The sequence below is a fragment of the Tenacibaculum sp. TB-56 genome (assembly GCF_059716275.2).
In genome coordinates, this window is sequence record NZ_CM201367.1 from 455,821 (window position 1) to 468,890 (window position 13,070).

Below are 13,070 nucleotides of genomic sequence, written 5' to 3' on the forward strand. Positions count from 1 at the left end.
TGACTTTTTTTAGTGTTTTGTATTTATAAATGAATAATCACGTTATGAAAAAATTGACCTCTATTTTGCTACTAATTTTATTTTCAACCATAGTAAACGCTCAAGAAAACTATAAAGATTTATGGGAAAAAGTCCATCAATTTGAGTTGGATAATCTACCTAAATCAGCTTTAAAAGTTGTTGAAAGTATTTATGAAAAGGCAGAAAAAAGTAACAACTCACCTCAAATTATAAAATCGCTCTTTTATAAAAGTAAATATTCATTGACTTTAGAGGAAGACGCACAATTGAAAATTATCAATCAATTCAAACAACAAATTGATAAAAGTAATTTTCCTACCAAGAATGTACTCGAAAATATTTTAGCTAACTTGTATTGGCAATACTTCAATCAAAACAGATGGAAGTTTTACAATCGAACACAAACGGAGCAAAAAGTTGATGGAAACGATTTTAGAACATGGGATTTAGACACGCTTTTTGCTGAAATTCACTGTCATTATCAAAATTCTTTACAAAATGAAACACTACTCCAAAAAGTAGATATATATGAGTTTGGAGAAATTATCCACGCTGTTAAAGATTCTAAAAAATTTCGTCCTACTCTATTCGATTTTTTAGCGCATAATGCTTTAGAGTTTTATAAAACTACAGAAACCAGCATTACAAAACCTGCCTATCAATTTAAAATTAATGAAGCAAAATATATTAGTGATGTTAAAACATTTTCAAACCTAAAACTCACTACAAAAGATGATTCATCACTACAATTCAATGCTTTAAAAATTTATCAAAGCCTACTTTCTTTTCATTTAAAAAACAATAATCTAGATGCTTTGGTTGATGCTGATATAGAACGACTTCATTTTGTAAATCAGCATGCTACTTTTAGCAACAAACAAGAGTTGTTACTACAAACCTTAAAAACATCAGCTAACAACTATAAAAACAACGAATTAACTGGTTTGTATCAATATGAAATTGCTAGGATTTACACTCTACAAGCCAATTCATATCAAGCTAATAAAAACGAAGATATTCGTTTTAAAAATCGAGAAGCTTTAGCTATTTGTAATAAAGTAATTGAACAATTTCCTGAAAGTATTGCTGCTAAAAAATGTAAAACTTTACAGCAACAAATCAAATTAGAATCATTAACTCTTCTTTCAGAAAAATTTGTTCCAATAAACAAGCCTTCAAGAATATTAGTTACTTACAACAACATTGATAAACTATATTTTAGTGCTTATAAAATTACCCCAAAGCAGCTAGAAGAGCTTCAAAAAATTTATAAAGACGAAGAGAAAATTAACTTTATAAAAAAACTACAAAAAACTACTTCTTGGAAAAGTACTTTACGAAACGAAAAAGATTATTTACAGCACACGACTGAAGCTGTTGTTCCAAAATTAACTCAAGGAAATTATTTAATCGTAGCGCATAAAAATGCTACTTTTAATACTTCTGACCTATACGCTACCGCCAACTTACAAGTAACCAATCTAGTATTAGTTGAAAACAACAATAACGGTATCAGAACCTACCAAGTGGTAGATAGAAATACTGGAAAACCAATTAAAAACGCTGAATTATTATTACAAAACAAGCAACGTAGATACGGAAAATCAATTCATAAAAAATTAACAACCGATAAAAATGGTTTTGCTAGTTATAAAAGTAATGACAACTTTAGCAATGTATATATTACGGTAACTACAAAAGATGATTCTGTTATTTTTGGAAATTACTACCTATACAAATACCACGAAACATCTGATGTTGAAGAAGAGGAGAAAGATATAAATATTAAACCTTTTATTTTTACGGATAGAAGCATTTATCGCCCAGGTCAAACGGTATATTTTAAAGCTATTTTTATTCAGCAAAAAGGAGAAACTTCAAAACCTTTCTCTAATGAATATGTACAAATCACACTAAACGATGTGAATGGTCAAGAAGTAAAAACATTGAATCTAAAGCTGAACGAATATGGTTCAGTTTCTGGAGAGTTTATACTCCCTAACAACGGATTAACTGGCGAATATTCATTTTCTATTGATGAAAGTGAAAAACGAGAAAGTAAATTTTATAACAATGCATATTTTTCTTTTACCCAAGAAGAATACATTACTCCTATTTCAGTTGAAGAATACAAACGACCAAAGTTTAAAACTGAGTTTAAACCTATTACTAAAACTTATAAGGTAAACGACAGCATTACTGTACACGGATTCGCCAAAGCATTTTCTGGAACAAACATTACCGATGCTAAAGTAGTATATCGAGTGCATCGTAAAGTGCAATATCCTAATTGGTGGTATTGGCGTAGACCTCAACTTATTTCAGAAGCACAAGAAATTACGCATGGAGAATTGACAACCGATGCCCAAGGAAACTTTTCAATCACTTTCAAAGCCTTACCCGATGAAAGTGTAGACAAAGAAAGTCTTCCTGTTTTTGAATATGAAATCACTGCTGATATTACCGATATTAATGGTGAAACTCGTTCTGCCACTTCTATCGTAAAAGTTGGATATCATTCATTACTTGCTTCAATAGTAGCTCCTTCAACAATAGACAAATCAGACAAGGAAACTACCATTGAAATCTCAAGTAAAAATTTGAATGGAGAATTTGTTTCTGCGGAAGGAAGTATTAAAATATTCAAACTACAAGCTCCTAAAAGTCCATTACGTAGCAGACCTTGGAATATCCCTGATTATCAAGATATTTCAGAAGCTGATTTTAGAAAGTTGTTTCCACACGATGCTTATACCAAAGAAGAAGAAAATCCTGAAACTTGGAAACAAGGAACATTGGTTTTTGAACAAGCTTTTGATACGCAAAAATCAAAAGAAATTATTTTAAAAAATTATTCGAAATGGACTTCTGGAAAGTATGTTATCATATTAAACTCTAAAGATAAATTTGGACAAAATGTTACCGATAAAACTCGTTTTACATTAACAAAAAGAGCTGAGAAAAGTGTAATCGATAATCAATTATTTGTTTACAATACTGATAAACCAAGCTACAAACTAGGTGATAATGTGGAATTACAAATTGGTTCTGCTTCAAAAGATGTAACTGTGGTTATTCAAACAGAAAAGAACCATAAAATTGTAAAAACAACACTTGTTCATTTAAATAATGATTTAAAAACAATCAAAATTCCAGTTACGAAAGAAGATATTGGTGGGTTTGCCATCAAATACCACTTTGTGAATTACAACAGTTTTTTAAGCGGAACGATTCCTATTTCTGTACCAAACAAACAAGAAACAATTACCATTGAAACCAATACGTTTAGAGACAAATTACAACCTGGAGCTGAAGAAACTTGGAATTTTACCATAAAAAATGATAAAAACAACAAAGTAGCTGCAGAAGTTTTAGCGAGCATGTACGATACTTCTTTAGATGAATTCAAAGCACATAATTGGCAATTTAATCCTATTACAACTTCAACTTATTATTCTTACGGCAGCAATACAAATGCTTACCAAAGTTTTGGCAATGAACATTTCAGGATTTTTAATATAAATTACCCTAACAGGTATTATTCAACGCAACAATACGATCGCTTAAATTGGTTTGGATTTAGCTTCGGAAGAAACAGAAATATTCTTTTAAGAGGAGCTTCTAAGAGGTTAAAAAATGGAATTTCGGAACCAGAAGCTATTATGGAAGAAGCTGAAGTGGAAGATAGTAGCGTTCCTTTTCTTTCTAAAGATGCTTCTTTTAGTCCACCTCCTAAAAAAGTTCTAGAAAAAGTTTCGTTAGAAGGAATTCAAATTCGTAAAAACCTTCAAGAAACAGCTTTTTTCTATCCACATTTAACTACTGATAAAAATGGAGATGTAACCTTTAGCTTTACCACTCCTGAATCGTTAACACGATGGAAATTACAATTACTAGCACATACTAAGGAATTACATTCTGCTACAAAAACATTAACTACCGTTACCCAAAAAGAGTTAATGGTGATACCGAATGCACCGAGATTTTTAAGAGAAGGCGATCAAATTACTTTTAGTACTAAAATTACTAATATCTCTGATAAAAACTTAAAAGGTACAGCACAACTTATATTAACCGATGCAATTACTGGAAAGGAAATCAACTTGTTAAATAACTCTTCTAAAAATCAGTCTTTCAGTATTGATTCTAACGGAAACACACAAGTTTCTTGGAATTTGGCTATTCCTGATACTTATCAAGCAATTCAATATAAAGTAATTGCAAAAGCAGGAAATTTTTCTGATGGAGAACAAAGTGTATTACCTGTATTATCAAACCGAATGTTAGTAACTGAAACGTTGCCTATGTGGATTCGTTCTAATGAAACTAAAACATTCACGTTAGATAAATTGGCTTCGACTACGCTCAGCCAACCAAGTAGTACTTTAAAACATCACAAACTTACTTTAGAAGTTACCTCTAACCCTGCTTGGTATGCTGTGCAAGCTTTACCTTATTTAATGGAATATCCATACGAATGCAGTGAACAAACTTTTGCTCGTTATTATGCAAATACCTTGGCGAGTCATATTGCAAATTCAAATCCGAGGATTCAAGAAGTATTCAACGCGTGGAAATCTTCTGATGCTTTGCTGAGTAACCTTGAAAAAAACCAAGAATTAAAATCGTTAATTATTCAAGAAACTCCTTGGTTACGAGATGCGCAATCAGAAACAGAACAAAAGAAACGCATTGCCTTGTTGTTCGATTTAAATAAAATGAAAAACGAACAACAAAAAGCGATTAACAAGCTTACAGAAATACAGCTAAACAATGGCGGATTCCCTTGGTTTAAAGGAAGTGATAATCCTAATGTTTATATCACAAATCATATTGCTACCGGTTTTGGACATTTACAAAAATTAGGCGTTACCAAAATAGATAACTCTACAAAAAAGATGCTTGTGGATGCTATCCACTTTTTAGATCTAGAAATTGAAGAAGTTTACAAAAAGCTATTAGAAAATGCTGAACGTATTAAAGCTGAAAAAGGGCAAAAAAAATACGAAGAGTACTTAGAAAAAAACCACCTGAGTTATTTTATCATTCAATATTTATACATGCGTTCTTTTTATAAAGACATTAACATGAGTGATAAAACCAAAGTTGCTGTTGAATACTATAAAAATCAAACAAAAAACTATTGGAAAGAATTCAATTTATACGGAAAAGGACAAATCGCATTACTTCAATTTAGAAGCGGAAATACTTCCGTAGCTAATAAAATTATAGCTTCGTTAAAAGAAAACAGTATTACTTCAGAAGAATTAGGAATGTATTGGAAAGAAAACAAACCTAGTTGGTATTGGTATCAAGCCCCTATTGAAACACAAGCTCTATTAATCGAAGCTTTTTCAGAAATTGAAAACAACACAGAAACCATTGATAACCTAAAAATCTGGTTATTAAAAAACAAGCAAACAAATCGTTGGCAAACCACTAAAGCAACTACCGAAGCTGTATATGCTTTACTATTACAAGGAAGCGATTGGATTTCAGTAACCGAAATGGTTGATATAACAATTGGAGAGAAAACAATCAATCCTTCTAAATTAGAAAACACAAAAGTTGAAGCGGGTACTGGTTATTTTAAAACCTCTTGGAATGGTTCTGAAATTACTCCTGATATGAGTACTGTTAGTATTAGTAAAAAAGGAAAAGGTATTGCTTGGGGTGGCTTATATTGGCAGTATTTTGAAGATTTAGATAAAATTACCTCTGTTAAAAATCCGTTAAACTTGAATAAGAAATTATTCAAAAAAATTAACACTAACACAGGAAAAAAACTACAAGAAATCACCAAAGAAACCCAGCTAGAAATTGGAGACTTAATAACTGTTAGAATAGAGCTTCGTTCAGACAGAGATATGGAATTTGTACACATGAAAGATATGAGAGCTAGTGGTGTTGAGCCTATTAATGTATTATCACAATACAAATGGCAGGATGGTTTAGGGTATTATGAAAGTACAAAAGATGCTTCAACAAATTTCTTTTTTGAACGTTTACCTAAAGGAGTATATGTGTTTGAGTATGATGTACGTGTAAATAATGCAGGAAACTTTAGTAACGGAATCACCACTATTCAGAGTATGTATGCCCCTGAATTTACTAGTCATTCAAAAGGAGAAAGATTACTAATTAAATAAAATAACTATCTTAGCAACACATAACACAAAATTAAAAATTATGAAAAAATTATTTTTATTCATTGGTTTTTTAACCCTTTCGTTTTTTACAGCAAATGCCCAAGAAATTGCTGATAATGCTATCGGTCTTCGTTTGGGAGACAACGATGGTTTTGGTGCTGAAGTTTCATACCAAAGAGCTTTAGGAGGTAATAACAGATTAGAAGTTGACTTAGGACTTAGAAACGGCAAGAACTACGATGGTTTTAAAGCTACAGGTTTATACCAATGGGTATGGCAATTAGAAAACAACTTTAACTGGTACGCCGGTGTTGGTGGTGGTTTAGGTGTTTGGAGTTATGATGCTCCTGGACCTGGTAATGATGACTCTGATACTTTTATATTTGCTTCAGGGGTTATTGGTATTGAATATAATTTTGATATTCCTCTAATGCTTTCACTAGACTTTAGACCTGAGGTTGGTTTTAATGATGCATATGACGGATTCAATTCTGACTTTGGTTTAGGTATCCGTTACCAATTCTAAACCATTATTGAACAATAATAAAAAAACCTCCAAAAATTTGTTTTGGAGGTTTTCTTTTTTAGTTATTTCTCATTTTGAGGCGGATAGTTATTGATTACTTTACCAACTACTTTTTGAAAATGTAATTTCTTTTGTTCTGGAGTCGCTTTTTCTCTTATTTCACTAGTAACAATTCCTTGCCATATTAGTTGATTTTTTTCACTTTCAACAAAATCTATCGTTACTTGCTGATTGATTTTTCTGCTTTCAATAGGTATTCCTCCTGAAATTCCAAACCCTACGTTTCTACCTCCACTACCAATTCCAATTCCTATTCTGTTTCTATTTGCTGATACTTGTTCATTAGACATTATGTTTATGTACAAATCTGGAGTTTCTGCCAATCGCATTCCTTTGGCTTCCAAAGCAGTCGTTATTTCATAAGTGACTCTTTTTACATCTAATTCATTCAAACCTTTTCCTGCATCTTCAAAAAAATTGAAGGTCTTATACTGACTAAAATCTGTTTGGCTATCGTAATCATATACCACTTTAGAAGAGGCACAACCAATAATAATTAACAGAAAAAAATATTTGTAATACTTCATATATAAATTCTTTACAGTTTACTTAATCAAAAACTATACCTCATAAAAATACAAAAAAGCCTCGTTTGTACGAGGCTTTTCATAGGTTAGCTAGTTGATTTTTATTGAACTGCTTTTAAAGCGTCAATATTTCCATATCCAAACTCTGAATGTTTATTTGGATAAAAATCAGCGGATTCTTTCATTTTTTGTAAAACTTGTTCTCGTGACCAAGAAGGATTTTTAGCCCATACCAATGCGGCAATACCTGCTGTAGTAGCAGTTGCTACAGATGAACCTCCTACATAATTTGCTTGTCCATCATAATAACTTAATACAGGAATTTTATTATCCGTTCCGTTAGTTCGTTGCATTTGTACCGTAAAATCTATTTGTGATCCCGTATGACATACATCACACTTACTATATTGTCCTTCTTTAACACCTGTTACCGCAACAGTTTCAAGCATACTTGCAGGAAAAATTACTCCATACCAAGTAGTAAACGAAGTAGACGTTCCTCCTGCAGCTAAAATCATCTTTCCTTTGCTATGTGCATACTTTACTGCATCAGATACATTACCTATACTAAACGGAGAACCTAATGACATAGAAATAACTTTTACATCACTTCTATTTGCCAATGCTGTTAATGCTTCAACAACACCTCTTTTTTCATGGTAATCGTCAATTACTACATTTTCAACAGCTCTATACGTTACTAAGTTTGCGTTATAAGCAACACCTACAGGTAAATTATCATTATTTCTTGGAGCTGTAGCTACTGCTGCCATTTTTGTTCCATGACCACACTTGTCATTTACTCCGTCATAATTATTAGACCAAGCCCACCAAGAATCTACAAAGGTTCCATATTTCTGAACTGTTCTTCCTGATGAATATCCATCGTTAAAATATTGATTCATCCATTTTTGCTCTGGTGATAAACCAGAATCAACCACCGCTACAGTTACACCAGAACCTGTACTGTAATTCCAAGCTTGTGAAATATTGTGCGCATCAAAAGACCATGGTAATCTAGCTCCTGGTGCTACTGTACGATAATCACTCGTATTTAAATTTGCAGTACCATAACCACATCCTGAAGAACCTGATGAGTCGGATTTTGCTTGTGCAGTAGCCTCTAAAAAACTATACGCGGCTGGCTCAACATAACGTACTCTGCTATCTTTTAACAAAATACTAATAGTTTCTTTATTCGTTACTTTAATATCGATATAATTAATGTTTTCATCTACATACAATTCAGAACTACCTTTTGCTGAAGTTGGTTCATTACTTTTTACGAATGCAATTAAATCATCTTTAATATTCTCTGTTGCTTCACTTTTTGCAAAATTATTTTTGGATGTACCATACCCAATGGTCAAAATATTTTCACCATGACTTACTGCACTCCAAATTGTATGTGCATCTTGCGACATCCAATTAAAATCTCCTGTTTCTTGTAAAGAAGTATTAATAATTGCGTTAATTTCTTTTTTGGTAAGTATGTCTTGTTCTTTTTCTGTTTCTAATGTTTCATCATTTTTAGTACACGAAATCATAGTCAAAACAACTGTTAGACTCAATATAAGTTTTTTCATTTTTTAAAGGGACTAAATTAAACCTTACCAAAATAGCAATTTTTTAACACTTATTTGAATCAAAACATAAAAAACTTATATTAAATCTAACAACAAACAAAAAAGGAGCTTTTAAAGCTCCTTTTTTGTTTATTTAACTAAAATTCTTTTACTCCATAACTACCCTAGTTGGCGTATCTTTTCCTTCTATAATACTTTGCGTTCCTCTAGCCACTGCTTTAACTGTTTCTGTTAATACAGTCATGTTTAATGTTTCTGCTTCATCAGTTACCTTATGGTAATCAGCATCTACATCTATAGGTGTTGTTGAGAATGTATGAGACGGCACACCTAAACGAGCTAATGATGCGTTATCTGACCTTAAAAATAATTGAAATTTTGGATAAGGATCTGGAAACAACTGATAACCTGAACCTTCTAAATTCTTTTGAATAATTCTTCCGAAATCTGACTTATCAAAACCGGTTAACCATGCTGTTTTTGGTCCTGTTTTTGGTTCTTTTCCTATTAATTCTAAATTAATTCCAGCTATAAACTTATCGGCATCAATTCCTTTCCCGAAGTACTCAGAACCCACTAGGCCCATTTCCTCAGCAGTAAAACATACAAATAAAATACTACGTTCATTTATTTCATTTTTTGCAAAATATTCTGCCAATGCTAACACGCCGGTTACTCCTGAAGCATCATCGTTTGCTCCGTTAAAAATACGATCACCTTCTCCATCTTCTTTCATTCCTAAATGATCGTGATGTGCAGATACTATAACAAACTCATCTTTTTTAGATTTACCTTCTAATAAACCTATAATGTTACTCATTTTAATACCCTTGTATTCAAAATTTTGACGATATGCAGTTAGTGTATCGAAAGTTTTTAAACCAATTCTTTTGTATTCATTTTCTATATACTGAGTTGCTTTTTCCATTCCCTCAGTTCCTGGTTTTCTTCCTTCCATTTCATCTGACGCAAGTGTATATAAGTGTTTTCTTACTAAAACAGAATCAATTATCTCTTCTTTGTTCTCTTTTTTCGGAGCCACCTCAACAGTATTGACAGCTAGTTCGTTACTAGTTTTTTTAGTTTGCTTGCACGATACTAAAACTGCTACACTTACAAATGCTAATGGATATAAAAATTTTTTCATTCTTTATTTATTTAAAAGTCTAAATATAGCTAATTTAATTTCGTGTTTTTAAATTGTTAATTTTACAGGCACAATTTTTGTACAGTACCTTTGTTTATCTGATATATGAAGCGACTTTTTTTTCTTTTCTTTTTATTGAATTGGGCTGTAAACGCCCAAGATTTTTCTTTGATAGAAGAAAAAGTAATTGACTACCCTAAATTAACAACTGCCGAAAATTTAGCGAAAAGAATAGCTAAAGATTTTCATTCTAAAGAATTACAAGTGCAAGCTGCATTTTATTGGCTTTCTTACAATATCAAATATGATTTAGAAGGGTATTACAATCCGAGGCAAAAAAGAATTTCTTTCAAATATAAAAACGAACAAGAAAAATTAGAAAAGCTTCAAGCCATAAAAGATGAAATTGTAAACGAAACCTTGTCAAATCGAAAAGCACTTTGCGAAGGTTATGCGCAAACTCTAGCTAAAATCTGTTCCTTATTACAAATAGAAAATGAAGTTATTAAAGGGTATGTTAGAAACTCATCAAACGATATAGCCAATCCTAAAAGCAATTCTAATCACGCTTGGAACGCTGTTAAATTGAATAATAATTGGATTTATATTGATGCTACTTGGGCTGCAGGTATGGTTAACAATGGTAGCTGGCAACAACTATTTAACTCGTATTACTACAATATACCTAAAGAACAGTATTTTAAAACACATTACCCTGAAAACAAACTTTGGCAATTAAGAGTTGGTAGAATGGAAAAGGATGATTTTTACAATCAACCAATTTATAGTTCAGCTTTTTTGCAATCTGATCTACAATTGATTTCTCCTAAAAAGGGAATCTTAAATGGTTCTACTCCCATAGAAATTAAACTTAAAAATTTAAGAGAAAATCAAACTATATTTTTAGGTTATAGTGGATATCGTTATGCTGTAACGCCAGATAAAGTAGTAACTAAGAATAACATTACTACCATAACAACATTACCACCAAAAAATAGCAAACAGGTATATTTAATTATTGATAAAGAGGTGATGCTTGAGTTTTTGATTCAATAATTATTTCTTCCAAAAGCCTTTATGATTGTACTTAGCTACTTCTTCAACTACTTGAAGAAAAATTTCTTCATCAATATCTTCAACAGAAGTATAACGAAGTGATTTCACAACAGTTCTACCTTCAGATACTAAATACTCATCAAAATCTTGTAAAATACCTTTCGCCCAAAAACCTACATCTACAAACCCTTTTTTATGAGAGGCATTTAAATAACAAAGTTGATGTCCGCTTACATAATACACAGGCATTTTCCACTTGTATTTTAGCTCTACATCAGTACAATTATTCTCTATCAACAGTTGTAAATGCAATAAAATAGACTTGAAAGGTTCTGGTTGTTTGAGTATATGTTCTTCTGCTGGTTTCATGTTCTAAATTTAAGAAACTCGACGGATTTTCCTCAAAATATCTTCCAATCCATTTAATTTAAGCTCGTAAACTAATTCTAACATAGTACCAAGCTTTCCTTGAGGGAATCCCTTGTTTTTATACCAAACAATATAATATTCAGGAATATCTATTAAGTAGGTTCCTTTGTACTTTCCAAAAGGCATTTTCATATTGGCCGTATCAATTAAAAATTGTTTATCTGGTATCATCTTAAATAAAAAATCCCGCCGAAGCGGGAGTTATTAAGTGTTATTCTTTTCCGTCTACGTAATCCTGCAAATATGCATAACGTTCGGTTAATTTACCAGTATTTGTTGTCATTTTTGATCGAGCTAAAATTCCGTCTTTGTCATTGTTATAAAATGCTGGAATTACATGTGCTAAAAACATATTTCCAAAACCTTCACTTGCATCTTTAGGCAACTCACATGGCAAATTATCTACGGCCATTACTGTGATAGCTTTTTCGTCTTTAAAATCAATTTCTGATTCTGTTTCTGGGTTATATCCGTAAATAGGGTCAGCAATTGTTGACGCACGAAGTGTTGTCGCTACTGGTCCATCAATATCGCAAGAAACATCCGCTACATACTTTATTCTAAACTCAGAATTTTTAGCATCTTCACGAGTAAATAAATACGGTGCTCCATCACCATAAAAATGACCCGCTATAAAGAAATCAGTTTGTTTTGCATAGGGCATAAAGTTACTTTCATAACCAGACGGATCTTTGTAAAACTCAAACTTATCTCCTACTTTACCATCTTTTCGTTTTGCATACTCCATAACATCTGCTATACAATATACTGGTTCGGTAAACTCTGAAGTTAAATACAGCGCATCACTTACTTGTTTAATTTGCAAGTGATCAAGAATTTCTTGAGCTCCATGAGCCACTTTTCCTGTTCCTGTTAATAAAATTTTAATGTTTGGTAAGGTAATTTTGTCTAACTCCGATTTTACAGCATCTAAATCTGGTAAGGTTTCAACTTTAGGTAAATTAAACAATCCTTCACGCAAACCTAATGCTCTAAATCCGTTGTAAGCTCCTACCAAACCAGCATAACGCCCAAAACCAATTAGACGTGCTCCGTTTTCTTGCACAATGGTTTCATGATCAAACATTTCGATATTCTTTTCTAGTATCGCTTTTAACAACTTACGGTTGTATGGTTGCTTTTTAATAGTATGACTAAAGAAAAAGTATTTTTTATTCGGAATCAACTCGTCTACCGGAACCTCTTTTACGCCTAATAACACATCACAATCAGAAACATCATTAGTTACTTCGAACCCTGCATTTTTGTAGGCTTCATCAGAAAAAACTCGAATATCAGAACTTTCTACCACTATTTCAGCTTGTGGAAACTGTTTTTTAAACTCTTGTAATTTTTCAGGAGAAAATACGACTCTTCTATCTGGTGGGTTTTTGCGTTCTTTTATGATTCCGAATTTCATTCTTTACCTGTGTTAAAATTAAACAATTTCTAGCATAATGTTATATCTTATAACAATTACGGCGAAAATACTCGTTTTTAAATGATTGTACAAATCATATTTTTTTATATTTGCGTCCGCTTATGATGCGTTAGGGATTGAACGGCATG

Annotated in this window: 9 protein-coding genes; 3 read left to right on the top strand and 6 right to left on the bottom strand. The window is 31.9% G+C overall.

The annotated features are described in order from the left end of the window. Positions 1–44 precede the first annotated feature (44 nt). Both AC3VI6_RS02205 and AC3VI6_RS02210 read left to right on the top strand, forming a co-directional pair. Positions 45–6,170 (top strand): alpha-2-macroglobulin family protein, encoded by a 6,126-nt coding sequence (locus tag AC3VI6_RS02205; protein WP_497704999.1) that lies wholly within the window; start codon positions 45–47, stop codon positions 6,168–6,170. A 40-nt stretch (positions 6,171–6,210) separates the two neighbouring features. After that, positions 6,211–6,696, top strand: a complete 486-nt coding sequence (locus AC3VI6_RS02210) for a hypothetical protein (protein WP_497705000.1) — start codon at positions 6,211–6,213, stop codon at positions 6,694–6,696. A gap of 62 nt (positions 6,697–6,758) precedes the next feature. Here the strand turns inward: AC3VI6_RS02210 and AC3VI6_RS02215 are convergent, their stop codons facing one another. The 3 genes from AC3VI6_RS02215 to AC3VI6_RS02225 form a co-directional block, all read right to left on the bottom strand. Next, on the bottom strand, positions 6,759–7,283 hold the full coding sequence (locus tag AC3VI6_RS02215) for a DUF4136 domain-containing protein (protein ID WP_497705001.1): 525 nt from the start codon (positions 7,281–7,283) through the stop codon (positions 6,759–6,761). A 101-nt stretch (positions 7,284–7,384) separates the two neighbouring features. Beyond that, a complete protein-coding gene (locus AC3VI6_RS02220; protein WP_497705002.1) occupies positions 7,385–8,869 on the bottom strand; it encodes a S8 family peptidase in 1,485 nt (494 codons plus the stop codon). Between the two features lie 148 nt (positions 8,870–9,017). Continuing rightward, the gene (locus AC3VI6_RS02225; protein WP_497705003.1) at positions 9,018–10,016 is read right to left on the bottom strand and encodes a M28 family peptidase; all 999 of its coding nucleotides are present in this window, start codon (positions 10,014–10,016) and stop codon (positions 9,018–9,020) included. Positions 10,017–10,121: 105 nt separating this feature from the next. Here AC3VI6_RS02225 and AC3VI6_RS02230 point away from each other — a divergent pair, with 105 nt between their 5' ends. After that, complete coding sequence (locus tag AC3VI6_RS02230) at positions 10,122–11,072, top strand: transglutaminase domain-containing protein (RefSeq protein WP_497705004.1); 951 nt, start codon at positions 10,122–10,124, stop codon at positions 11,070–11,072. Here the strand turns inward: AC3VI6_RS02230 and AC3VI6_RS02235 are convergent, their stop codons facing one another. From AC3VI6_RS02235 to AC3VI6_RS02245, 3 genes are read right to left on the bottom strand one after another with little or no spacing between them, the layout of a single operon-like run. Next, positions 11,073–11,441, bottom strand: coding sequence for a DUF1801 domain-containing protein (locus AC3VI6_RS02235; RefSeq protein WP_497705005.1), 369 nt, complete (start codon positions 11,439–11,441; stop codon positions 11,073–11,075). It abuts the gene before it with no gap. Between the two features lie 9 nt (positions 11,442–11,450). Next, positions 11,451–11,672, bottom strand: coding sequence for a DUF3820 family protein (locus AC3VI6_RS02240; RefSeq protein ID WP_274635044.1), 222 nt, complete (start codon positions 11,670–11,672; stop codon positions 11,451–11,453). A gap of 40 nt (positions 11,673–11,712) precedes the next feature. Continuing rightward, positions 11,713–12,921 (bottom strand): NAD(P)-dependent oxidoreductase, encoded by a 1,209-nt coding sequence (locus AC3VI6_RS02245; protein ID WP_274635043.1) that lies wholly within the window; start codon positions 12,919–12,921, stop codon positions 11,713–11,715. Between the last annotated feature and the right edge of the window lie 149 nt (positions 12,922–13,070).

Bases quoted from the DNA above. Each gene is read 5' to 3' on its own strand.
- AC3VI6_RS02205 (WP_497704999.1), top strand. From the start codon at position 45: ATGAAAAAATTGACCTCTATTTTGCTACTAATTTTATTTTCAACCATA.
- AC3VI6_RS02240 (WP_274635044.1), bottom strand. From the start codon at position 11,672: ATGATACCAGATAAACAATTTTTAATTGATACGGCCAATATGAAAATG.
- AC3VI6_RS02210 (WP_497705000.1), top strand. From the start codon at position 6,211: ATGAAAAAATTATTTTTATTCATTGGTTTTTTAACCCTTTCGTTTTTT.
- AC3VI6_RS02225 (WP_497705003.1), bottom strand. From the start codon at position 10,016: ATGAAAAAATTTTTATATCCATTAGCATTTGTAAGTGTAGCAGTTTTA.
- AC3VI6_RS02220 (WP_497705002.1), bottom strand. From the start codon at position 8,869: ATGAAAAAACTTATATTGAGTCTAACAGTTGTTTTGACTATGATTTCG.
- AC3VI6_RS02245 (WP_274635043.1), bottom strand. From the start codon at position 12,921: ATGAAATTCGGAATCATAAAAGAACGCAAAAACCCACCAGATAGAAGA.
- AC3VI6_RS02230 (WP_497705004.1), top strand. From the start codon at position 10,122: ATGAAGCGACTTTTTTTTCTTTTCTTTTTATTGAATTGGGCTGTAAAC.
- AC3VI6_RS02235 (WP_497705005.1), bottom strand. From the start codon at position 11,441: ATGAAACCAGCAGAAGAACATATACTCAAACAACCAGAACCTTTCAAG.
- AC3VI6_RS02215 (WP_497705001.1), bottom strand. From the start codon at position 7,283: ATGAAGTATTACAAATATTTTTTTCTGTTAATTATTATTGGTTGTGCC.